This window comes from Mesorhizobium sp. IMUNJ 23232, from assembly GCF_044326205.1.
GTDB lineage: Bacteria > Pseudomonadota > Alphaproteobacteria > Rhizobiales > Rhizobiaceae > Kumtagia.
Genome location: NZ_JBIRCY010000002.1, coordinates 1 through 24,016, shown reverse-complemented (window position 1 = coordinate 24,016; position 24,016 = coordinate 1). Strand labels below are relative to the sequence as shown.

The window sequence follows — 24,016 nt, the reverse complement described above, 5'->3', positions numbered from 1 at the left end:
AATGTGGTGCTCAGGCCCCGTCGAAAGGTTTTCGCGCCCCACATGGCAATACTGGCAGCCGTCTACCATCTGACGCATTACAAGTATGACCGACCGGTCATCCTCAGTCCCCAGATCATCCGCCTGAAGCCCGCGCCGCATTCGCGCACCAAGGTGCTCAGCCATTCGCTGAGGGTTTCGCCAGCGAACCATTTCGTGAATGTCCAGCAGGACCCTTACGGCAATTTCCTCGCGCGCTACGTCTTTCCCGAACCGGTCACCGAGCTGAAGATCGAGGTCGATCTCGTCGCCGACATGACGGTCTACAATCCGTTCGATTTTTTCGTCGAACCCTCGGCCGAGACGTTTCCGTTCGACTACCCCGAGGACCTGACCGAGGACCTGTCCATCTACCGCCGGCCGGAGCCGGCTGACCCGCTGCTCGAAAAATTTGTCGTGTCGATCGACCGCAGTTCGAGGAACACGGTGGATTTCATCGTCGACCTCAACGCCCGCATCCAGCGCGAGGTGAACTACATCGTGCGTATGGAGCCCGGCGTGCAGACCCCGGACGAGACGCTGTCGCTGGCGATGGGCTCGTGCCGCGATTCGAGCTGGCTGCTGGTGCAGGTGCTGCGGCATCTGGGTTTTGCCGCCCGCTTCGTCTCGGGCTATCTCATCCAGCTCAAGCCTGACCTCGTTTCGCTCGATGGTCCTGCCGGAACTTCCGTCGATTTCACCGACCTGCACGCCTGGTGCGAGGTCTATCTGCCGGGCGCCGGCTGGATCGGGCTCGACCCGACGTCCGGCCTGCTGACCGGCGAAAGCCACGTGCCGCTCTCGGCGACGCCGCACTATCGCAACGCCGCGCCGATCTCCGGCGGCTTTACCGGCGACCCCAGCACCAGGATCGACTTCGCCTTCGACATGCGGGTCGACCGCATCGCCGAGCATCCGCGCATCACAAAACCGTTTTCCGACGAATCCTGGGAAGCGCTGGACCGGCTGGGCAACCAGGTCGACGCGGTGCTGCAGGAACAGGACGTGCGGCTCACCATGGGCGGCGAGCCGACTTTTGTGTCGATCGACGATTTCGAATCGGCGGAATGGAACACGGCGGCGGTCGGGCCGACCAAACGCGAGAAGGCGGACATATTGATCCGACGCTTGCGCGAAAAATTCGCGCCGGGCGGCTTCCTGCATTACGGGCAGGGCAAGTGGTATCCGGGCGAAAGCCTGCCGCGCTGGACCTTTTCGCTCTACTGGCGCGCCGATGGCGAGCCGGTGTGGCGCGATCCGTCGCTCATCGCGGCTGAGGGCGGTGGCGGCAACCCGACGCCGAAGGATGCGGAAATCCTGCTGAAGACGCTGGCCGCCGAACTCGGCGTCGATGCCGGCATGGTCGACGAGGCCTATGAGGACCCGGGCGAATGGGTGCTGAAGGAAGCGAAGCTGCCGGACAATCTCGATCCGGCGAACTCGAAACTCGCCGATCCCGAGGAGCGCAGCCGCATGGCGCGCGTCTTCGAGCGCGGCCTGACGCAACCCTCCGGCTACGTGTTGCCGATCCAGCGCTGGAACGCTCAGGCGAACGGCCGGCGCTGGAAGTCGGAAAAGTGGAAGACGCGGCGCGGCCGGCTCTTTCTGGTGCCGGGCGACTCGCCGGTCGGCTACCGCCTGCCCTTGGGTACGCTGCCTTACATTGCGCCGTCGCAGTTTCCGTTCATCGTGCCGGTCGACCCTTCCGTACCGCGCGGCCCGCTGCCGCGCCGCGAAACGCTGAGCGCCGATCAGCCCGTTGGTGCCGACGAGATGGCGCATCGCCAGGCGGAGGCGTCCTTCACGGCAGCCACCCCGCAGCAGGACATCGTCGAGCAGCAGCTTGGTGAAATCGGCGGCGCGGTGCGCACCGCGATCTCGGTGGAACCGCGCGACGGGCGGCTCACCGTGTTCATGCCGCCGGTCGAGGCGCTGGAAGATTATCTGGAACTGATCGCGGCAGCGGAAGAGGCGGCGCGCAAGACAGGGCTCGCCGTCCACATCGAGGGCTATGCGCCGCCGCACGACCCGCGCCTCAACGTCATCCGCGTCGCGCCCGACCCCGGCGTCATCGAGGTGAACATCCATCCGGCGAAAAACTGGGCGGAATGTGTGGCGACGACCACCGCGATCTACGAGGAGGCGCGGCAGAGCCGGCTCGGCGCCGACAAGTTCATGATCGACGGCAAGCACACCGGTACGGGCGGCGGCAATCATGTCGTGGTCGGCGGGGCGACGCCCAACGACAGCCCGTTCCTGCGCCGGCCGGACCTGTTGAAAAGCCTGGTGCTTTACTGGCAGCGGCATCCGGCGCTGTCCTACCTGTTTTCCGGCCTGTTCATCGGCCCGACCAGCCAGGCGCCGCGTTTCGACGAGGCACGGCACGATTCGCTCTACGAGCTTGAGATTGCGATGGCGCAGGTGCCGTTGCCGGGACAGGGGCTGCCGCCGCTGCCGTGGCTGGTCGACCGGCTGTTCCGCAACCTTCTGGTCGACGTGACCGGCAACACGCATCGCTCGGAAATCTGCATCGACAAGCTGTTCTCGCCCGACGGGCCGACCGGGCGGCTGGGACTGGTCGAGTTCCGCGGTTTCGAGATGCCGCCCAATGCGCGCATGAGTCTCGCGCAGCAACTGCTGGTGCGCGCCATCATCGCGAGATTGTGGAAGAACCCACTGGACGGCCGCTTCACCCGCTGGGGCACGGCGCTGCACGACCGCTTCATGCTGCCGCATTATGTCTGGCAGGATTTTCTGGACGTGCTGGAGGATCTCAGTCAGAACGGCTTTGCCTTCCGGCCCGAATGGTTTTTCGCGCAACTGGAATTCCGCTTTCCGTTCTGCGGCGAGATCAGCCAGGCCGGCGTAAAACTGGAGATCCGGCAGGCGCTGGAGCCGTGGCATGTCATGGGCGAGCAGGGCGCGATCGGCGGAACCGTGCGCTTCGTCGATTCCTCAGTGGAGCGGCTGCAGGTGCGCACCGAGGGCCTGAACCCCGAGCGCCACGCGGTGCTCTGCAACCGGCGCCTCGTGCCGCTGAAGGTCACCGACAACCGCGAGGTTTCCGTTGCGGGCGTGCGCTTCAAGGCGTGGCAGCCTGCGTCGGGCATGCATCCGGCGCTGCCGGTCAACACGCCGCTGACCTTCGACATCTACGACCGCTGGTCGGGCCGCTCCGTCGGCGGCTGCGTCTACCATGTCGCGCATCCGGGCGGGCGCAACTACGAGACGTTCCCGGTCAACGCCAACGAGGCCGAGGCGCGGCGGCTGGCGCGGTTCGAAGCGACCGGCCACACGCCGGCGGCGTTCACGCTGTTCGAGGAGCAACCCCCGGCGGATTTCCCGATGACGCTCGATTTGCGGCGGCCGGCGGGGGTGTGAGGGGCGATGCTCGGCTCATTTTCGGCCAGCACGCATGACTGAAGACGTGCGCAAGCGCGCAAAACCGCGCCAAAAACTCCTGCTCGACGGCTATCGCCCGCTGCCGGGCGTTCCGGACGAGATGGTGGATTCTTCCGGCAATCCGCGCCCCGTGTGGCGGGATTTCATCGCCGCGCTGGACGATCTCGGGCCGGCGGAACTGTCGAAACGCTTCGCCCGCGCCGACCAGTATCTGCGCGACGCCGGCGTTTATTACCGGGTCTACGACAAGGTCGGGGCCAATGAGCGCGAATGGCCGCTGTCGCATGTACCGCTTTTGATCGACGAACAGGAATGGGCTGTCATCAGCGCCGGGCTGATGCAGCGCGCCGATCTGTTCGAAGAGATCGTCGCCGACATTTATGGCGACAACCGGCTGGTGGCGCAGGGCCTGCTACCGCCGGGGCTGGTCGCTTCCAGCCCCGAATATCTGCGCCCGCTCGCCGGGGTGAAGCCGGCCGGCGGACACTTCCTGCATTTCTGCGCCTTCGAGTTGGGCCGGGGACCGGATGGCGGCTGGTGGGTGCTGGGCGACCGCACCCAGGCGCCCTCCGGCGCCGGTTTCGCGCTGGAAAACCGCGTGGCGACGACGCGCGCGCTGTCGGACATCTATGGCGAGATGCATGTGCACCGGCTGGCGGGTTTCTTCCGCCGGTTCCGCGACGCGCTGGTGGAGGCGGCGGGCGATCCCGAAGGCCGTGTCGCGATTCTGACGCCCGGACCGCTCAACGAGACCTATTACGAGCACGCCTACATCGCCCGCTATCTCGGCATCATGCTTCTGGAAGGCGAGGACCTGACCGTGTCGGAAGGCCGGCTGATGGTGCGCACCGTCGCCGGCCTGAAGCCGGTCAGCGTGCTCTGGCGGCGGCTCGATGCCGCCTTCGCCGATCTGCTGGAGCTCAACCCGGCCTCGCGCATTGGCACGCCAGGCTTGGCACAGGCGGTGCGGCAAGGGTCGGTCGCGGTGGTCAATGCACTGGGCTCCGGCATATTGGAAACCCGGGCGCTGGCGGCCTTCCTGCCGCGCATTTCTCGGGCGCTGCGCGGCGAGGATCTGGCGCTGCCGTCGATCGCCACCTGGTGGTGCGGACAGCAGGCCGAGCGCGACCATGTCGTCGCCAATCTCGACCGCATGATGGTGGGGCCGGCGCTGTCGACGCGGCTCGCCTTCGAGGACGAGGGCAACACGCTGCTCGGCTCCACTCTGGACAAGGAGGCGCGCGAGGCGCTGGTGCGCCGGATGCGCGGCGAGGGCGGAAATTTCGTCGGCCAGGAGGCGGTGACGCTGTCGACCACGCCGGTGCATGTCGACGGGCGGCTGGAGCCGCGGCCGGCCGCACTGCGCGTCTATCTAGCGCGCACGCCGCAGGGCTGGATCGTTATGCCCGGCGGTTTTGCGCGGGTCGGCGAGACGCAGGACGCGGCGGCGATCGCCATGCAGCGCGGCGGCCACGCGGCCGACGTCTGGGTGGTGGCGAAGGACGCGGTGGCGCGTGACACGCTGCTGCCCGGCGCCGGCGACGATTTCCGCCGCCGCACGCCCGGCAGCCTGCCCAGCCGTGCCGCCGAAAACCTTACCTGGCTCGGCCGCTACGTGGAGCGGGCGGAGGACACGGTGCGCGTGCTGCGCGCTTATCATGTGCGGCTGGCCGAGACGGACGATCCGGCGCTGCCGCTGCTGGAAGACGTGCGCGACTTCATGGAACCGCTCGGCATCGACATGGACGCTGCCGTTCCCGTCGGCCTGCTCGGCATGATCGACAGCGCCATCTACAGCGCCGGGCAGATCCGCGACCGTTTTTCGCCGGACGGCTGGCTGGCGCTGCGCGACCTGTCGCGCACGCTGCACAGATTCGCCGGCACGGTGGAGCCGGGCGACGACGCGACGCGGGCGATGACGGTGCTGCTGCGCAAGATCGCCGGTTTCTCCGGCCTGCTCAACGAGAACATGTACCGCTTCACCGGCTGGCGTTTTTTGGAGATCGGCCGGCGGCTGGAGCGGGCGATGCAGATCGCCCGCACGCTCGGCCGGGTGACGCGAGACGATGCGCCGGACGGCGCGCTGGACATGATGCTGGAGATCGGTGACAGCGTGATGACCCATCGCCGGCAATACACCGTGCGCTCCGGCCGGCGCACGGTGGTCGACCTTCTGGCGCTCGACCCGCTCAACCCGCGCTCGGTGCTGTTCCAACTCGAACGGCTGAAATACGAGATCGACCATCTGCCCAACGCCGGCGGGCACGGCCTGTCGGAGCCGGCCAAGGAGGTCTGGCGGCTGCATACCGGGCTCGCGACCAGGGAGGCCGGCGAGCTTTCGCCCGAGGCGCTGGAACAGATCGCCTGGGATGTCGGCGGGCTGTATGAGAAGATTTCGCAGGCGTATTTCGGGTAGGATCGCTGGGAATTATGCTTGATCGCTTGGTCGCCTTCGCACCCCCCTCTGTCCTGCCGGACATCTCCCCCTCAAGGGGGGAGATTGCGCCGGTCGCTTTGCTTTCGCCAATCACCAACGTTGGAGGAGAGGCGGCAAGCTTGAAACTGCCAATCTCCCCCCTTGAGGGGGAGATGTCCGGTAGGACAGAGGGGGGTGCGACGGGGCGCTACCTCGATGTGCGTCACTCTTCCACCTCCGGCATCCTGTCCTGATGCACTACGACATCCGCCTCTCGCTGCACTATGCCTACGATGCCTGGGCGGGTGGTGGACGGCATCAGGTGCGCGTGCTGCCGCCGACCATTCCCGGCGTCCAGCGGGTGGTCGCGGCATCGCTGTCCTTTGCGCCGGCGCCGACGGAGCGCTCCGACTTTACGGATTTCTTCGGCACCAATGTCACGGCCATCGTCTGCCGCGACGCACACGACACGCTGGACGTGAAAATGTCGGCGCGGGTGGCGGTGGCGCGGCCGGAGATCGGCCTCGACGTGTCGCCGACCCTGTCGCGGCTGAGGGAGGAGGTCGCCGGCGTGCTGTCGCTGGCGCCGGAATCGCCGCAACACTTTCTGGCGGCGAGCGACCATGCCGGCATCGACGCCGACATCACCGCCTATGCCGCGGTCAGCCTCGGCGAGCCGTCGGTCAGGGCGCTGGCGCGCGACCTCTGCGGCCGCATCCACCGCGATTTCGCCTATGACGGCGAGGCCACCACCGTCGCCACGCACGCCAGCGATGCGTTCGCGCTCAAGCGCGGCGTCTGCCAGGATTTTTCGCACGTCATGATCGCCGGGCTGCGCGGCCTCGGCATTCCCGCCGGTTATGTCAGCGGTTTTCTGCGCACCATCCCGCCGCCGGGCAAGGAGCGGCTGGAAGGGGCGGACGCCATGCATGCCTGGGTAAAAGTCTGGTGCGGGCGCGAGAGCGGCTGGATCGAATTCGACCCGACCAACGACATGCTGGCCTCCAACGACCACATCACCGTCGGCTACGGCCGCGACTATTCGGACGTGGCGCCGATCGTCGGCGTGCTGAAGACCACGGGCGGACAGGAGGCGGAGCAGAAGGTGGACGTGGTGCCGGTGGATGCGAAATCGGTCGAGGCGGCCCGCTGAAGGCCGGCCCCCGGTTAGCAGGCAGAACGTCAATTAGGTTCCGTACCGTACGTTACGGTACGCATTTTTCATTGCCGATCCACTGAAAACGGTCTAAACAGCCCTGTTGTCGCAGCGCAGGCTGCGAGCCCGCATCAAATCGAGGATATCGATGCCAGCCTATCGCTCCCGCACCACCACCCATGGCCGCAACATGGCCGGCGCCCGCGGCCTGTGGCGCGCCACAGGCATGAAGGACGGCGATTTCGGCAAGCCGATCATCGCGGTGGTGAATTCCTTCACCCAGTTCGTGCCGGGGCATGTGCACCTGAAGGATCTCGGCCAGCTTGTGGCGCGCGAGATCGAGCGGGCAGGGGGCGTCGCCAAGGAATTCAACACCATCGCGGTCGACGACGGCATCGCCATGGGCCATGACGGCATGCTCTATTCGCTGCCCTCGCGTGAGGTCATCGCCGATGCGGTCGAATACATGGTCAACGGCCACTGCGCCGACGCCATGGTGTGCATTTCCAATTGCGACAAGATCACGCCCGGCATGCTCAATGCCGCCATGCGTTTGAACATCCCGGCGGTGTTCGTCTCCGGCGGGCCGATGGAAGCCGGCAAGGCGATGGTGAAGGGCAAGCTGCAGGCGCTCGACCTGATCGACGCGATGGTCTACGCGGCCGACGACAAGTACACGGCCGAGGAAGTGCTGGCCGTCGAACAGGCCGCCTGCCCAACCTGCGGGTCCTGCTCCGGCATGTTCACCGCCAACTCGATGAACTGCCTGACGGAAGCGCTCGGCCTGTCGCTGCCCGGCAACGGCTCGACGCTTGCCACCCATTCCGACCGCAAGCGGCTCTTCGTCGAGGCTGGCCACCTCATCGTCGATCTCGCCCGCCGCTATTACGAGCAGGACGACGAGACCGCGCTGCCGCGCAGCATCGCCACCAAGAAGGCGTTCGAGAACGCCATGTCGCTCGACATCGCCATGGGCGGCTCGACCAACACCATCCTGCACATCCTGGCGGCCGCCTATGAGGGCGGCGTCGACTTCACGCTGGACGACATCAATGCGCTGTCGCTGCGCGTTCCGGTGCTGTGCAAGGTGGCGCCGGCCAAGAGCGACGTGCATGTCGAGGACGTGCATCGGGCCGGGGGCATCATGAGCATCCTGGGCGAGCTCGACCGCGCCGGGCTCATCCATCGCGAGGAGCCGACCGTTCACGCCGTCACAATGGGTGATGCCATCGACCAGTGGGACGTGACCCGCACCAATTCCGAAAGCGTACGCGATTTCTTCCTCGCCGCCCCGGGCGGCGTGCGCACCACCCAGGCCTTCTCCCAGTCCAATCGCTGGAAGGAGCTCGACCTCGACCGTCGCGGCGGCGTCATCCGCTCAGCCGAGCATCCGTTCTCCAAGGATGGCGGGCTGGCCGTGCTCAAGGGAAACATCGCGCTCGACGGCTGCGTCGTGAAGACCGCCGGCGTCGACGACTCCATCTTGAAATTCACCGGCCCTGCCGTTGTCTATGAAAGCCAGGACGCTGCCGTGAAGGGCATTTTGGCCAACGAGGTGAAGGCCGGCGACGTCGTCGTCATTCGCTACGAAGGGCCGAAGGGTGGCCCCGGCATGCAGGAAATGCTCTATCCGACCAGCTATCTGAAGTCGAAAGGCCTCGGCAAGGCCTGTGCGCTCTTGACCGACGGCCGCTTCTCCGGCGGCACCTCCGGCCTTTCCATCGGCCATGCCGCACCGGAGGCGGCTTCGGGTGGCGCGATCGGTCTGGTGCGCCAGGGCGACATCATCGAGATCGACATCCCCAACCGCACCATCAACCTGAAGGTCGACGAAAGCGAGCTTGCCGCCCGTCGCGCCGAGCAGGACGCCAAGGGCTGGAAGCCGGCCGAAAAGCGCAAGCGCAATGTCACCACCGCGCTGCGCGCCTACGCCGCCTTCGCCCTCAGCGCCGACAAGGGCGCGGTGCGCTTCGTGCCGGAGGAGTAAATTTCAAGCAAAGCCGGCGTGGGCCATAGACCCACGCTGGGCTTCATCTTTGCCGCTTGATCACCGCGAGATTGAGCGTCGTGCGCAACCGAAAGCTGATCGACTCGTAGAGGTTGATCGCCGCGTGGTTGGTCTCCCAGGCGTGCAGGAAGGGCGTGTCGCCGCGCGCCTGGATGCGCGATGTGACGAATATCGAGAGCAGCCGGCCAAAACCCTGGCCGCGAGCGTCCGGATGCGAGCAGACGCCGCTCAGTTCCGAAAAACCGTCCTGCTTCATGCGCTCGCCGGCCATGGCGACCAGTTTTCCGTTGCGCTTTATGCCCCAGAACTCGCCGAGTTCGCCGGCGCGCAGCGAGAACGGACCCGGCTTGGTGAGTACCGCCAGGTCGAGCATTTCCTGCGCGTCCTTCTCGCTCAGCCTTTCGATCTTGCCGTCGGCCGGTTGCGAAAGCGGCCGGTCGGCCACCATCTGCACGACACGGGCCGTTAGCGTCGCGGCGGAGCGTGGCGGCAATATGATGGCGTCGGCCTGCGCCATGATGAGCGTTTCGTCGTCGTCATGCAGCAGATCCGCCAGCGCTTTGAGGCTGTCCGAGTCGTCGCTGCCTGTGGCGGCGAAGGGGATGATGCCGGGCCGGTAACGGCGGGCGAGCGCGCCGCCTTCGGAAAAATCCGCCTGGCGGGAGGTCAGCGCGCCCCAGACAGGGCGGTCGAGACTATGAACGCTCACGATACCGCCTCCTCGGCTTTGGCGGCGCGGCGGTCGAGCGGCGCGTCGGCAAGACCTTGTTCGATGGCCGCGAGCTGGTGGAGCAGGGGACCGGACAGGTCTTCGCAAAGGTTTTTCACCGCCGCTTCGATGCGCGGCCAGATATGCTCTTTCGACCGGCGCACGATCTCTTCTCCGGCCGGCGTCAGCTCCACCACACGACGGCGCTGGTCGTCAGGCGATGGGCGGACCTCCAGAAAATCCAGCGCCGCAAGCTGCGATACGGTGCGGGTCACGCCCGGCTGGCTGATGCCGACGGCGACCGTCAGTTCGCCGATGGTCAGCGGTCCCTGACGGTCGATCGCCGCCAGATAGGGGTAGTGAGCCGTCTGCACCGGCAGGCCGGCCTCGTCGATGATGCGCTGCGTGTCGGCCTGCAGCCGCTCGCCGATGCGTTTCATGCGGGTGCCGAGCGTCAAAAATCCAAAACTGCGGACGATGTCCTCGACCATTTTTCCGATCCCATGATTTTATATATCAAGTTATATAACTGTGCATGGATAATGTCCAGCGGTGGTTCACTCTGTTCGGGGAGCAGGCGCGACCTCGGCTTTCGAGGGATATCGGAGGAGAAGCATTGCCCGCCGCCGCCCAGCCCCTCTATGCTGCGGCGACAAAGCAGGAGGCACGCGATGGACGAACCCACTGGCTGGCGGCACATGAAAAGCGCGCCGAAGGACGGCAGCCGGATTCTGGTGACGGTGCGGTCGTCGGAGCAGGGCGCCGCCGAGGTCGACGTGGCCTATTGGTCGCGGGCCGACCAGTTCGGAATCGAAGGCTGGCGCGCCGCCGATTCGCACCCGGGCAATGTGGTCGGCTATGCCGATCCCGAGCTGAAATGCTGGATGCCGCTGCCGAGGGCCAATACATCCGGCGAGGTGTCCGGCATGCCGGCGCCCTGGCAGGGCGAGGATGCGGAGGAATTGTTCGGCTCGGGAATATAGCAGTCTGCCGAGGCCCCAAAAATCGTCTGACCCAACCGGCTGGGCCAACTGACACAATCGCAGCGGGAAGTTTGGGAATAAGGGCTCACCGTTCCCTTGGATTTTCGCGCGCGCCCTGCGCCCGCGACCCGTGACCGGTTCGCCGGCGAGGACGATGACAATGACGGACGTTACCGCGCCGACCGGAAAGGTTTCGGCCCAGAGCAACACGGTCTTCGCGATCATCCTCGCGGTATCGTTCTGCCACATGCTCAACGACATCATGCAGTCGTTGCTTGCAGCCATCTATCCGATGCTGAAGAGCGACTTCGGCCTGTCCTTCTGGCAGATCGGCATGCTGACGCTCGCCTTCCAGGTGACGGCCTCGCTGCTGCAGCCGCTGGTCGGCATCTATACCGACAAGCGGCCGTTGCCCTATTCGCTGACGCTCGGCATGGGCTCGTCGATGATCGGCCTGTTCCTGCTTGCCACCGCGCATACCTACTGGATGCTGGTGGTCGGCGCCTGCTTCATCGGCGTCGGCTCGTCGATCTTCCATCCCGAATCCTCGCGTGTGGCGCGGCTCGCCTCCGGTGGGCGGTTCGGCCTTGCGCAGTCGCTGTTTCAGGTGGGCGGCAATTTCGGCCAGGCGCTCGGCCCGCTGCTCGCCGCCTTCATCGTCGTGCCGATGGGGCAGGGCAGCGTCGGGTATTTCTCGGTTGCCGCCATGCTGGGCATGGTCATCCTGTGGCGGGTCGGCAACTGGTATGGCAGCCATCTGCGCGCCGCGGCCAAGCGGCCGAAGGCGCCGATCTCGGTGAACCTGCCGCGGCGCACGATCATGCTGGCGCTGGTGGTGCTGACGCTGCTCACCTTCAGCAAGAACATCTATACGGCAAGCATCTCCAGCTATTACACGTTCTATGTGATCGAGCGGTTCGGCGTGGACGTGCAGATGTCGCAATATCTGCTGTTCGTCTTCCTCGGCGCAACCGCGCTGGGCACGGTGCTTGGCGGGCCGATCGGCGACCGGTTCGGCGCGAAGTTCGTGATCTGGTTCTCGATCCTCGGCGTGCTGCCGTTCACGCTGGCGCTGCCTTATGTCGACCTGACCTGGACGATCATACTGTCCGGCATCATCGGGCTGATCCTGGCTTCCGCGTTCCCGGCCATAGTGGTGTTCGCGCAGGAGCTTCTGCCGGGGCGCGTCGGCATGGTGGCCGGCATCTTCTTCGGCTTCGCCTTCGGCATGGGCGGCATCGCGGCGGCGGTGCTCGGCGTGCTCGCGGACGCAAAAGGCATCGAATATGTCTATTGGGTCTGCTCGTTCATGCCGTTGCTCGGCCTGCTGACGATCTTCCTGCCGTCGGAGAAGGTGTTGCGCGCCAAGACGGTGCACGCATAACCAACTCAAAGCATCGCGGCGATCTGCTCGTAGAAACGCAGCGCCTGCTGGTCGAGCGGGTCATCGACCGGCTCGTGCTGTGACGAGAGCCGCACGATCGTGACCTCGCGCACCGGGTCGACGTAGAGCCACTGGCCATGAATGCCGATGGCCATGAAGGCGCCGTTCGGAAATCCCGACTGATACCATTTGTTGCGGTAGCTGCCGTCCTTCAGCAGATGCGCGAAGTCGCCGGCTTTCCAGGCGGCTGGGTCGCCGGCCGACAGCGTGTCGCGCACCCAGCGCTCCGTGACGATGGCGCGGCTGCCGGCCATGCCGCCGTTGCGCATCATCTCGCCGACGCGGGCGAGGTCGCGCGCCGTCATCGACACGCCGCCGGCTGCACGCGCCGTGCCTTCGGCGTCGACCGTGACCGTGCAGCGTCCGCGTGCCCGCAGTGGCATCCAGAGTTTTTCGCGGAACAGGTCGGCGTAGCGCAGACCCGAAGCGCGTTCGACGATGATGCCGAGCAGGTCCGAAAGCGGCGAATAATAGCGGAACGGTCCGCCGTGCGGCCCACCGGCCTTCGGCAGCGACAGGATAACCTCGCGCAGCGTCTCGCTCTTGTCGCTCGCGCGCATCGGGTTCCACAGCATGGCGCGGCGGTAGCGGGCGAAGTCGCTCTCCGGGTCGAGATAGGCTTCGACGAAATCGAGGCTGACGCGCATATCCAGCACCTGCTGGACCGTCGTGTGTTCGTAGGCCGTGCCTGCGGCCTCGGGCACGTAGCGCGTCACCGGTTCGGCCGGGTCGAGCAGGCGTTCATCCTGAAGCACGCCGGCAAGGATCGCGGTCAGCGACTTGCTGATGGAAAACACGATGTGCGGCGCAGATGGATCGACGGTTGGGGCGTTGTATTCGCCGACGAAACTGCCTGCCTTCATCACCACCAGCGTGTCGGTGTCCGATCGAGCCAGGAAGCTCTTTACGGTTTCGCTCCCGGCCCCGACATCGACCGTCTGTTCGAGCAACGCCCCCAGCGGTTCCACCGTCTCGTCCTCGATCGTCGCGCTGGTGGAGATTTCGACTGATGGCACCAGTTCGGCGACGTTCTGGAATGACCAGGCCGAATAGGGCCGCGTGCGCCAGTTGCCGAGGCTGACGTCGGCACGCGCGAAACCGAACTTTTGGGCGAAGGCTGATACGGGTAGGCTCAAGTCGAGTACTCGGTTGGAAGAAGAATCACGCCTGGCTGGCGAGCGCGGCGGCGATGGCATGCAGGGCCGCCAACGTTGCCCGGGCGAAAACCGCGTTGCTGAAGTCCGGATAGGTGGAGAGTTTCACCGCCACCATGCGGCGGTCGAAATTGATCCAGATGAGCTGCCCGAACACGCCGCGGCACATTAGCGTGCGCGAGCGAGGGTCCTCGATCCAGAACTGGTTCCGGTAGGAGCCTTGCGGAAACGCGTCGTTGTAGAGCTGGTTGTAGCTGCCGGTCCTTGTCGCCTCGATCCAGTCCGGCGGGATGATGCCGCCGCCGGCATCGAGGATCAACTGGCCGAAGCGGCCGTAGTCGCGCAGCGTTGCGTTGAAGCCGCCGTCGGCGATTGCATAGCCGGCGCTGTCGACGGTGTAGCAGGCGCTCTCCTCCGCGCCCATCTTCTGCCAGAGTTCTTCCGAAACCAGTTGCGGCAGCCGCTTGCCGGTTCCGCGTTCCAGCACGAAGGCCAGCACGTCGGTCTCGATCGAGCGGTATTCGAACATCGCCCCGTGCGGACGCACCGTCTCGGTCAGGCGCAGGATCAGCTCCCACATATGCGTCGGCCAGGAAAAATCCGGATCGCTGCCGGGCGGCGGCGGCTTCCAGCCGCCCGCCACGTCCACCTGGCCGATATCCGAATAGGGGTTCTCGTAGGTCTCGTCGAAACGCACGCCGGTGGTCATGTCGAGCACCTGCCGCAGCGTCGCGCCGCGCCAGCCCGTCACGGCAAGTTCCGGCAAATAGTCGGTCACCAGCGCCGCGGGATCGACGAGGCCCTGACCCGCGACGATGCCGAACACCATGCCGGTCACCGACTTCGCCACCGATTGCGACAGATGCAGCGTGCGCTCCTCCATGCCGTTGAAATAACGCTCGAAGGCGACCGCGCCGTCCTTCAGGACAAGGAAAGCGTCGGTATAGGTGTCGTCGAGATGCCGTTGGAGTGTCGTGCGGCCGCCTTCGGTGTCGAATTCGAGCGCGTCGAGATCAACCTCGGCGCGGGGAAACTTCTTGCGATGCCCGTTGCCACGCCACACCTCGGCGGTGGTCAGCAGTTCGCGGATATGCTGGAACGACCAGCGGTTCCACGGCGGCCGGTCCCAGTCCAGCCGCGGCACGATGAGCGCCGGCGGCGAGCCTTGCATGATCGGCGGACGAGGATCGCTGTTCTTGTAGGAGGTCATGGGCATGAACCGTGGCCTCCTCCCCGCGAGCGGGGAGGAGGCGTCACAGGCTTACTTCTGCAGCTCGGTCCAGATTTTCGTATAGAGATCCTGCACCTCGGGCGAACACAGGTGCTGCAACTCGCCGAGCGGCTTGACGTCGGCGGGGATGATCACCTCGGGCGCGGTCTTCATGTCCTCCGGCATGAACTTGTCGGAGCCGGCGATGCCGTTCGCATAGCGATGGAAGGCCGAGAGCCCCGCCGCGTTCTCCGGGTCCATGATGAAGTTCTGGAAGAGTTTCGCGTTCTCGACGTTCTTGGCTTCCTTGAGCACCACGACGTTGTCGCTCCAGAGGCCGTAGCCTTCCTTAGGATAGAAGAACTGGATTTCCGGATTGGCGAGCCGCTGGCGCAGCGCCGAGCCGTTCCAGTCGCTTGTCGCCTTGAAGTCGCCGGCGCCCATCTTTTCGATGGTGTTGTATTCCATGGCGATCCAGTTCGGCTTGGCGGCCACCAGCGTGTCGCGCACCTTCTTCAGCACTTCCTTGTCGTCGGTGCACTGTGCGCCTCCGACATATTTGGTGGCTGCGAACATTACGTCGTTCATTTCCGGAACGACGTTGACCTTGCCCTTCAACTCGTCCGGCGTGTTGAAGATGATGCTCCAACTGTTCGAGGGGCCTTTGTAGACGCTGGTATTGACCACGACGCCGATGGTGCCCCAGGCCCACGGAACCGTGTATTTGCGGCCGGGATCGAAGTCCGGATTGGCCCATTCCGGCGCGACGTTCTTGAAATTCTCCATCTGGCCGGGATTGGTTTCAAGCACCAGGCCTTCCTTGATCCAGATCGGCACGAAGGTCTGCGACGGCACGGCGATGTCGTAGCCGGTGCCGCCCTGGCGCACCTTGGCGAGCGCGGTGTCGTTGGAATCGTAGTCGGTGATCGTGACCTTGACGTTGTATTTTTCCTCGAACTTCTTGATCACGTCGGGGCTGGTGTAGTTGCCCCAATTGTAGATGTTGAGTTCGCCGTCGGCATGCGCCAGCCCGGTCGAGGCCAGCAGCCCGAAGGCCAGCGTTGCGAGCAAACGTTTCATTTAAAGGCTCCCATTGTCGTTGGTTATTCCCGTTTCCTGCTCATGAAGAAGAACAGCGTGACGATGGCGACCGACAGAAGCAGGAAGACGGTCGAAATCGCGTTGATCTCCGGCGTGATGCCGCGACGAATCTGGCCGAGCATGTAGGTGGGCAGCGTATCCTGGCCGCCCGACTTGACGAACTCGGTGATGACAACGTCGTCCAGCGAGATGACGAAAGCCAGCATCAGTCCGGCGAGAATGGCGGGCCAGAGCAAGGGCAGCGTCACGCGGCGGAAGGTTTTCCACGGCGTGGCGTAGAGATCGGCCGCGGCGCGCTCCAGCGTCAGGTCCATGCTTTCCAGCCGGGCGCGGATCGGCAGATAGGCGAACGGAATGCAGAACGCCGTGTGCGCCGCGATCAGGTAGCCGAGGCCGGTGTAGCCGGTGAAAATCTTGATGCGCGAGAAGAAGATCAGCAGCGCCACGCCGGTGACGATCTCCGGCACCATCAGCGGCTGGTTGATCGCCGCGTATTTGAAGGTCAGGCCGGGGTAGGGCGGCGTGCGCGTCGTCGCAAGTGCCGCCATGGTCGCGACGGCGGTCGACAGAATGGCCGCGACCGCGCCGATCTGCAGCGAGCGGATCGATGCTTCGATGACGGCGTCGTTGTTCCAGGCCGACACGAACCATTTCAGCGACAGGCCGCCCCAGGCGGACGTGGAGGTCGCGGCGTTGAAGGCATAGACGACAAGCACGACAATCGGGAAATAGAGCAGCACGAAGCAGGTCGCGGCAATTGCGGTGAAGCCGGGCTGGTGACGGACGGAAAAACGGTCAGCCATGGCGCGTCTCCGCCGTGCCGGCATTGCGCACATAGAGCAGCAGCGCGATCATCACGATGACCATCACGGCGATCGAAAGTGCGGCGCCCAGCGGCCAGTTGCGGCCTTGTCCGAACTGCAACTCGATCAGGTTGGCCAGCATCATGTTCTTGCCGCCGCCGAGCACGCTCGGCGCCACATATGAGCCGATGGCCGGAATGAAGACCAGGATCGAGCCGGCGATGACGCCCGGCTTGACCAGCGGGAAGATGATGCGCCTGAGCACCGCGAAGCGCGTGGCGTAGAGGTCGTAGCCGGCCTCCAGCAGGCGGAAATCCAGCTTCTCCATGCTGGCGTAGATCGGCAGCACCATCAGCGGCAGATAGACATAGACCATGCCCAGCATGATCGCGGTGTCGGTGAACAGAATCTGCAGCGGCGCGTCAACGATGCCGAGCTTGATGAGCACGGTGTTGAAGATGCCTTCGTTGCGGATGATCTGCAGCACGGCGAAGGTTCGGATGAGAAGGTTCGTCCAGAACGGGATGGTGATCAGGAACAGCCAGAGGTCGCGCTTGTTCTCCGGCCTCGTCGCGATGAAATAGGCGGTCGGGAAGCCGAGAACCAGCGTCGCCGCCGTGGTCATCAGCGCCAGCTTCACCGATCGCCAGAAGATGGTGACGTGCGCGTCGGCGAGCGAGAGCGTGTCGTCAAAAATGTCGCGTTCGAGAAACACCGAGGTCCAGGCCTCGCCGGACAGCTTCCACTCCACGTCGCCATATTGGCCTGGCGTAAGGAAGGAATAGACGAGAACGATGAGCAGCGGGCCGGTTGCTGCGAACAGGATGATCAGCAGGGCAGGCGCTGAGAGCAGCCAGCGGTTGCGGATATCCCGCTTCTCATGCTCGCGAAGGCGCTCGGCTGCCGACATCCGTCAATCCTTCAGGATCTGGGCGGAATCGGCCGGGATGAGCAGGCCCACATGGCTGCCCGCCGCGAAGCGGTCGGAATGGCCGCGCGCGTTCTGCCTTCGCACGATGAAGGGCTCGCCGGAATCCAGCTTTAGGTGGAAATGCGTGTCGGTGCCGAGATAGACGACGTTTTCCACCGTGCCGGCGAGGGCCGCGCCTTCCGGCTTGGCGAGCTGCGCATGCTCCGGGCGGATAACGATCGACACGTCGCCCTTGGGCGCAAAACCGTCCGGCAACGACGCCGGTATCTCTGCGCCGGAGGCGAGGCGCACGGTCGCCAGATTGCCGGCGGTCGAGACGATCGAGGCGGGCAAGAAATTGCTCTCGCCGATGAAGTCGGCGACGAATCGCTCGGCCGGCCGGTCGTAGATGTCGCGCGGGCTGCCGACCTGCAAAATCTTTCCCGCCGACATCACCGCGATGCGGTCGGACATGGTCAGGGCTTCCTCCTGGTCGTGGGTAACGAAGATGAAGGTAATGCCCGTCTCGTGCTGGAGCGTCTTCAACTCGATCTGCATGTCCTTGCGCAGCTTGTAGTCGAGCGCCGACAGCGGTTCGTCGAGCAGCAGAACCTTCGGCTGCGGCGCCAGCGCCCTGGCCAGAGCGACGCGCTGCTGCTGGCCGCCGGAAATCTGGCTGGTGCGGCGTCCCGCCAATTGCTCCATGCGCACCAGTTTCAGCATCTGGGAGACGCGTGCCTCGACCTCCGCCTTTGGCTTGCCGAGCATTTCCAGCCCGAAGCCGATGTTCTGGGCGACCGTCATATGCGGGAAGAGGGCGTAGCTCTGGAACACCGTGTTCACCGGCCGCTTGAACGGCGGAAGCGGCGCGATGTCGTCGCCGTAGAGCAGAATTTCTCCCTCGGTGGGGAAATCGAAGCCGGCGATGAGGCGCAAAAGCGTGGTTTTTCCGCAGCCCGATGGGCCGAGCAGTGTGAAGAACTCGTTTTCGCGTATGTTCACCGAGACACGGTCGAGCGCCGCGAAGCGGGCGTCGCCGCTGCCGAAAATCTTGCTGACGGTGCGAACTTCGATCGCGTTCCTATCCGGTTTTTCCGGCACGCATACGCCCCAGTTCTAGCCGGCTTCGCCGGACCATTGGCTCCCCTTGGGCAGATTGTCAGCATATGCGGCTGCACTTGGCAATCGGCTTGAACCGGGATTCAGAAGCCATTTGATCGCGCAGCTTGCGGCATGTTCAAAATCCGGGGACAGTTTGCCGAATTCCGGGCATCCGCGCTTCGGCGTCGCTACCCGGAATTCGGCAAACTGTCCCCGGATTTTGATCGGCACGGTCAGTTGCGAAAAGTGATCCGCCCGCCGCAGATGGTCGCGACCGGATGGATGTCGGTCAGTTCCTCAGCCGGACAGGCATCGAGATCACCTGACAGCACGACGATATCCGCGAGATAACCGGGCTTCAGCCGGCCCTTGCGGTGCTCCATGAACTCGGCATAGGCGCCGCCGGTCGTGTAGGCGGCGAGCGCCTCGTCCAGCGTCAGGCTCTGGTCCGGATCTCCGTCGCCCCAGGGGCTTCGCAGCATCGCAGCCTGCATGCCGAGGATCGGGTCGATCGGCGCGACCGACCAGTCGGACGCGAAGACCAGCGGCGCGCCGGCGGAAAGCAGGCTGCGGACGGGGAATGCGTATTGCCAGCGATTCCGGCCGATACGCGAGGCGGTCGGCTCCAGCGGCACGCCATGCGCGCCCGGCGCATGCGTCGGCTGCATGGACGCAATGGCGCCCAGTTCGGCGAAGCGCGGAATTTCAGCGGGCGAAATCAGCTCGATATGCTCGACCCGGTGGCGGCTGTCGCGGACGCCGTTGGTCCGCCGCGCCTTTTCGTAGCCGTCGAGCACGGCGCGCACCGCGCCGTCGCCGATCGAGTGGACGGCGATCTGCAGACCGCGGCGGTCGGCCTCGGTGGCGATCTCGGCAAAGCGTTCTGGCGTGAACAGCGGCTCGCCGCGCCAGTCCTGCCGGTCGGCATAGGGTTCGATCAGGACGGCTGTCCAGGACTCGATAACGCCGTCGTAGAACGTTTTGACCAGGCCGGACGACAGCCATTCCGACCGATAGCGCTCGGCCATCAGGCTGGCCTTTTCCAGCATCTCGATTTTCATGAAGTTCCTGAAGTGAAACGGGATTTTGGTGCGGCAATGCAACCCGCCGAGATCCTCGATCTCCGACAGCAATTCGAGCTGGTAGAGATTGCCGTCCATGTTGTGGATCGAAGTGATGCCGTGGCGGGCGCACCAGTCCAACCCGCGCTGGATGATGTCGCGGTCGGCCTCGCGTTCCTTTTGCGAAGGAACAGGGTCGGGCTCGCCGCCCGTGGAAAGACCCAGCCTGGCGCGCTCCTCGCCCGCCAGCGCCATGACGGGGCTGAAGGCCTCGTTCTCGCGCAGTTCACCGGTGGCGAACCCGTCCTCGCCCATGACGATTTCGTTGCCGGGACGAAGTTTCTTGCCATGCAGGACGCCGCCGAGTTCCAGTGCTTTTGTGTTGGCCCAGACCGTGTGGTGGTCCGGCGCGGCCATGGCGAAGGGGCGGTCGGAAATGATGCGGTCGAGGTCATGACGGGTAACCGGGCGGCCGCCCAGCACCGTGTATTCGACGCCCTGGCCGAGCAGCATCGGCGCGTCGGGCCGTGAGCGGGCATAATCCTGGATCGCGGCATGCAGCGCGATGGCGCCGTGAACACCGCCGAGATGCAGATGGGCCAGCTCCGATGCGCCGGAGAACAGGTGCATGTGGCCCTCGATAAAACCTGGAACGACCGAATTCATCCCGGCGTCGATGATTCTCGTGGCCGGTCCGCGAAATTCGTCGATCGCCGCGCGGTCGCCGATGGCGATGATTTCGCCGCCGCTGACCGCCAGCGCTTCGGCCGCGGGCCGATCCTCATCCATGGTCTTGATCCGGCCATTGATGATGATCATCTCGGCGTTTCGGGTCATGAGAGGTTTCCGGTTGGACGCCATGATCTAGCACCTGCGAGGGCCGGAAAGCCAGATCGATGGCGGCGGGCGCCAAATGAAATCAGGTGCTTGTGGAGAACGGGCGGCTACGGGTAGGTTGCGGCCATCATCAGACGAGGGGTTCATGAAGACAATATTTTCGCCGCTGCATTCCGGCCATTCCGGCCAGATGGAACTGATCGCGGGAGCGATCGTGCCGGGTTTTGAAAAACCGTCGCGAGCGGAATTCATCCGCGCCAGGGTCGAATCGGAAAGGCTAGGGCCGATCCTGCCACCCGAGGAATTCGACCTCTCGGCGGCGAAACGCGTGCATAAAGCGGATTATGTCGATTTCCTGCCAACCGTCTGGCCGGAATGGGAAAAATCAGGCCGCGGCGGCTCGGCGATCGGATACACATGGCCGACGCGCGGCTTGCGTGGCGACGTCAGGCCGAAGACCATCGATGCGCTGCTGGGCTATTATTCCTTCGATGCTGGAGCGCCTTTCGTGAAGGGCACATGGGACGCGATCAAGTCTTCCCATGACGTGGCGCTGACCGCGGCCGGGTTGGTGAAAGGCGGCGAGCGGGCGGCTTTTGCACTGTGCCGGCCGCCGGGACATCATGCGGGCGCGGCGTTCATGGGCGGGTATTGTTTCATCAACAATGCGGCTGTGGCCGCGCAGTGGTTTCGCGACAATGGCGCGAAAAAAGTCGCGATCCTCGACGTGGACTACCACCACGGCAACGGCACGCAGGAGATCTTTTACACGCGACCCGACGTGCTGGTGCTGAATTTGCATGGCGATCCGATGACGGAGTATCCGTTCTTCCTTGGCCATGCCGACGAGCGCGGCGAGGGCGAGGGCGAAGGATTGAATGTCAACTATCCAATGCCGTTCGGCACGGCGTGGGCCGAATGGAGCGCCTCGCTGGAGGATGCATGCGTGAAGCTGGCAGCTTATCGCCCTGATATCGTTGTCGTTTCTCTGGGCGTCGATACGTTCGAAAAGGATCCGATCAGCCAGTTCAAGCTGAAGACCGAGGATTATCCGAAGATTGGCCGCCGTATCGCAAAGCTGGGCCTGCCGACGCTTTTCGTCATGGAAGGCGGTTATGCGGTCGAGGAGATCGGCGTCAACGCCGTGGGTGTGCTGACGGGGTTCGAGCAGGGGTGAGTTATTAGGTGCGTCCTTCGAGGGTCGCCCGTCAATAATTGCGCTCCATCTTCAGCAACTTGCGGGCTCGTACCTCAGGATGAGGACGGTCGTGCCTGAAATACCAACCTTATGCACCGTGCCTGAATTTTGCTGGGCCGATCTCTCGGCCAATGGCAGCCAAGCTTCCGGGAAGTAATCCACTTCCGGCGATTGGCGATTGCAGGCACGGCCGCCCTCATCCTGAGGTGCGAGCCCGCACGGCGTCGATGATCGGAGCGAAACCATCTGCGGGCGAGCCTCGAAGGACTCACCCAAAAACTACTCCACGAACACCTTCACGCTCGCCGCGCGGCCGGCAGCGTCGATGACGGTCAGCGTCGAATAGCCGGCGCCGTCCGGCTGCCAAGTGGCGGTGCGGCGGCGCACGATTTCGGTCAGCGGCTTGCCGTTGGCAAGCCAGCGGAACGGCGCGCGACCGCCCTGGAGCTTCAGAACCAGTGGGCTGACTGATGAAGCCGTGAGTTCGACATGGGCGCCGTCCGGCGGAAACACGATTTTCGGCGCTGGCTCGACAACCGAGGCGGAAACCGTCGGCGCGGGCAGGGCGTCCCGGCCGGACTCGAAACGGCGCAGTGTGACCGGAAGGTCGTTGGGCGCGGCGTGGAAGGCGCCGGCCGGCGGCCGCTGCTGCTGTACGGCGGGAAGGCCGGATTTTGCAAATCCCTCGAACAAGATGGGGGCGGCGGAGACATAGCCTGCCAGCCCAGGCACGGAGCCGGAATCGGCGCGGCCGACCCAGACGCCGAGAACGTAACGGCCGTCATAACCGACCGACCAGGCGTCGCGGTAACCGTAGGAGGTGCCGGTCTTGTAGGCGACGCCGCGCTGGCTGGCGCCTTCCGGAGCGCGAACGCCGGAGAGAATGTCGGTGACCTGCCAGTTGGCGGCGGGTTCCAGGATCATGCCGTCGGCCAGCGGCTGGAAATCCGCCTCGGTGCCGTCGCGGAGTTTTTTGGCGCGGCCGCCGTTTGCAAGTCCGGTGTAGAGCTGGACGAGATCGCGCAGCGTGACGCCGACGCCGCCGAGACCGATCGCGAGGCCGGGCGTTTCGCCCGGCGGTAGGCTCGGCGTTACGCCTGCGTTGCGGAAGCGGGCCGTCAGCCGCGCCGGGCCGACCGCGTCGAGCAGGCGCACCGCCGGCACGTTGAGCGACAGTTGCAGGGCTTGGCGGACGCTGACGTCGCCCTGGTAGCTCATGTCGAAATTTTTCGGACGGTAGCCGGCGAAGTCGGCAGGCCGGTCCTCGATCAGCGTTTCCTGGGCGATCAGCCCCTGCTCGAAGGCGAGCCCGTAGATGAACGGTTTTAAGGTCGAGCCGGGAGAGCGGCTGGCGCGGGTCATGTCGATCCAGCCGAAGCGGCGCGCGTCGAAATAATCGGCGGAGCCGACCGAACCCAGGATTTCGCCGGTGCGGGCGTCGGCCAGGACCATCGCCACCGACACGCGCTCGCCGAGTTTTCGCGCGGCTTCTTTTGCGACGGCCTCCAGTCCGGCCTGCACGGATTTCTGGATGGTGAGCTTGTGGCGTGTCTCGCCGGGCGCGGCGCGCAGCGCATCGTCGGAAAGGTGAGCCGCGAGCGCGGGCAGGGCGGCGCGGCCGGCTGCAACGTCGTCGACGGCCGCGCGGGCGGCTTCCCGCTCGGCCAGCACCTTGGCCTCGACCATGCGCGCCAGCACTCGGTCGCGCGCGGTCTGGGCGTTGTCGCGAAAACGGTCGGGACGGCGGCGCTCGGGCAATTGCGGCAGGGCGACGAGAAGGGCGGCCTCGGAAACGGTCAGGCGCTTCGGCTCCTTGCCGAAATAAGCGAGTGCCGCGGCGCGCACGCCTTCCAGATTGCCGCCATAGGGGGCGAGCGTTAGGTAGCGTTCGAGGATGTCCCGCTTGGACACCCGGCGCTCGATCTGCCAGGCGCGGAAGATCTGGGTGATCTTTGAGCTTATGCTGCGGCTGTCGCGCGGCTCGATCAGGCGGGCAAGCTGCATGGACAGCGTCGATCCGCCAGAGACGATGCGGCCATGGCCGGCAAGCTGGCCGGCGGCGCGCATGAGGGCGAGCATGTCGACGCCATTGTGCTCCCAAAAGCGCTTGTCCTCATAGGCGACCAGCATTTTTACGAAATCGGGGTCGACGTCGTCGAGCGATGTCTGGAAGCGCCAAAAGCCGTCTGGGGTGGCGTAGGCGCGCAACAGCACGCCGTCGCGGTCGACGACTTCCTTGGAGGTGACGATCTTTTCGGGGAGCGGCGGCGGGAAGGCGCGGTCGAGCGAGAAGAGCGCGGCGGTGGAAAGCGCGGCGAGGGTGGCGCAGGCGGCGTGGGCGATTGTGGCTCGGCGGATGAGTTTGCTCGAGGATGTCTTCTGGAGAAATGACATCGCCGCCCCTCATCTCCCAGCCGGGACCTTCTCCCCGTGAAGGACGGGGAGAAGGGGGCTGGCCGCGCCCTTGCCGCTTCCTCCTTCTCCCCATCCTTCACGGGGGGAAGG

Annotated in this window: 17 protein-coding genes; 7 read left to right on the top strand and 10 right to left on the bottom strand. The window is 65.1% G+C overall.

What is annotated here, in order from left to right; genetic code table 11:
• The first annotated feature begins 42 nt into the window (after positions 1 to 42).
• The 4 genes from ACH196_RS01955 to ilvD all read left to right on the top strand — a co-directional run bounded on the left by ACH196_RS01955 (position 43) and on the right by ilvD (position 8,979).
• On the top strand, positions 43 to 3,399 hold the full coding sequence (locus ACH196_RS01955; protein ID WP_396644476.1) for a DUF2126 domain-containing protein: 3,357 nt from the start codon (positions 43 to 45) through the stop codon (positions 3,397 to 3,399).
• 34 nt (positions 3,400 to 3,433) lie between these two features.
• Positions 3,434 to 5,836, top strand: a complete 2,403-nt coding sequence (locus ACH196_RS01950; RefSeq protein ID WP_396644475.1) for a circularly permuted type 2 ATP-grasp protein — start codon at positions 3,434 to 3,436, stop codon at positions 5,834 to 5,836.
• Positions 5,837 to 6,089: 253 nt separating this feature from the next.
• Positions 6,090 to 6,989, top strand: a complete 900-nt coding sequence (locus ACH196_RS01945; RefSeq protein WP_396644473.1) for a transglutaminase domain-containing protein — start codon at positions 6,090 to 6,092, stop codon at positions 6,987 to 6,989.
• Positions 6,990 to 7,140: 151 nt separating this feature from the next.
• Complete coding sequence (ilvD, locus tag ACH196_RS01940) at positions 7,141 to 8,979, top strand: dihydroxy-acid dehydratase (RefSeq protein ID WP_396644472.1); 1,839 nt, start codon at positions 7,141 to 7,143, stop codon at positions 8,977 to 8,979.
• A 43-nt stretch (positions 8,980 to 9,022) separates the two neighbouring features.
• Here the strand turns inward: ilvD and ACH196_RS01935 are convergent, their stop codons facing one another.
• Together ACH196_RS01935 and ACH196_RS01930 are read right to left on the bottom strand one after the other, a co-directional pair.
• On the bottom strand, positions 9,023 to 9,709 hold the full coding sequence (locus tag ACH196_RS01935) for a GNAT family N-acetyltransferase (protein ID WP_396644471.1): 687 nt from the start codon (positions 9,707 to 9,709) through the stop codon (positions 9,023 to 9,025).
• Positions 9,706 to 10,200, bottom strand: a complete 495-nt coding sequence (locus ACH196_RS01930) for a MarR family winged helix-turn-helix transcriptional regulator (protein ID WP_396644470.1) — start codon at positions 10,198 to 10,200, stop codon at positions 9,706 to 9,708. The genes ACH196_RS01935 and ACH196_RS01930 overlap by 4 nt, the downstream gene beginning before the upstream one ends.
• A gap of 180 nt (positions 10,201 to 10,380) precedes the next feature.
• Here ACH196_RS01930 and ACH196_RS01925 point away from each other — a divergent pair, with 180 nt between their 5' ends.
• Positions 10,381 to 10,692, top strand: coding sequence for a hypothetical protein (locus ACH196_RS01925; RefSeq protein WP_396644468.1), 312 nt, complete (start codon positions 10,381 to 10,383; stop codon positions 10,690 to 10,692).
• 160 nt (positions 10,693 to 10,852) lie between these two features.
• Positions 10,853 to 12,076, top strand: a complete 1,224-nt coding sequence (locus tag ACH196_RS01920) for an MFS transporter (protein ID WP_396644467.1) — start codon at positions 10,853 to 10,855, stop codon at positions 12,074 to 12,076.
• Between the two features lie 5 nt (positions 12,077 to 12,081).
• Here the strand turns inward: ACH196_RS01920 and ACH196_RS01915 are convergent, their stop codons facing one another.
• From ACH196_RS01915 to ACH196_RS01885, 7 genes are all read right to left on the bottom strand, one after another.
• Complete coding sequence (locus tag ACH196_RS01915) at positions 12,082 to 13,272, bottom strand: serine hydrolase domain-containing protein (RefSeq protein ID WP_396644466.1); 1,191 nt, start codon at positions 13,270 to 13,272, stop codon at positions 12,082 to 12,084.
• 25 nt (positions 13,273 to 13,297) lie between these two features.
• Positions 13,298 to 14,500 (bottom strand): serine hydrolase domain-containing protein, encoded by a 1,203-nt coding sequence (locus ACH196_RS01910; RefSeq protein ID WP_396644757.1) that lies wholly within the window; start codon positions 14,498 to 14,500, stop codon positions 13,298 to 13,300.
• A 51-nt stretch (positions 14,501 to 14,551) separates the two neighbouring features.
• Positions 14,552 to 15,580, bottom strand: coding sequence for an extracellular solute-binding protein (locus ACH196_RS01905; RefSeq protein WP_396644464.1), 1,029 nt, complete (start codon positions 15,578 to 15,580; stop codon positions 14,552 to 14,554).
• Between the two features lie 23 nt (positions 15,581 to 15,603).
• Positions 15,604 to 16,404 (bottom strand): ABC transporter permease, encoded by an 801-nt coding sequence (locus ACH196_RS01900; RefSeq protein WP_396644462.1) that lies wholly within the window; start codon positions 16,402 to 16,404, stop codon positions 15,604 to 15,606.
• The gene (locus tag ACH196_RS01895) at positions 16,397 to 17,314 is read right to left on the bottom strand and encodes an ABC transporter permease (protein WP_396644460.1); all 918 of its coding nucleotides are present in this window, start codon (positions 17,312 to 17,314) and stop codon (positions 16,397 to 16,399) included. The genes ACH196_RS01900 and ACH196_RS01895 overlap by 8 nt, the downstream gene beginning before the upstream one ends.
• A gap of 3 nt (positions 17,315 to 17,317) precedes the next feature.
• Positions 17,318 to 18,415, bottom strand: coding sequence for an ABC transporter ATP-binding protein (locus ACH196_RS01890; RefSeq protein ID WP_396644458.1), 1,098 nt, complete (start codon positions 18,413 to 18,415; stop codon positions 17,318 to 17,320).
• Between the two features lie 233 nt (positions 18,416 to 18,648).
• Complete coding sequence (locus ACH196_RS01885; protein WP_396644456.1) at positions 18,649 to 20,313, bottom strand: amidohydrolase; 1,665 nt, start codon at positions 20,311 to 20,313, stop codon at positions 18,649 to 18,651.
• A gap of 145 nt (positions 20,314 to 20,458) precedes the next feature.
• Here ACH196_RS01885 and ACH196_RS01880 point away from each other — a divergent pair, with 145 nt between their 5' ends.
• Complete coding sequence (locus ACH196_RS01880) at positions 20,459 to 21,490, top strand: histone deacetylase family protein (RefSeq protein ID WP_396644455.1); 1,032 nt, start codon at positions 20,459 to 20,461, stop codon at positions 21,488 to 21,490.
• Positions 21,491 to 21,790: 300 nt separating this feature from the next.
• Here ACH196_RS01880 and pbpC read toward each other — a convergent pair whose 3' ends face one another.
• Positions 21,791 to 23,905 (bottom strand): penicillin-binding protein 1C, encoded by a 2,115-nt coding sequence (pbpC, locus tag ACH196_RS01875; RefSeq protein ID WP_396644453.1) that lies wholly within the window; start codon positions 23,903 to 23,905, stop codon positions 21,791 to 21,793.
• Positions 23,906 to 24,016: the final 111 nt, after the last annotated feature.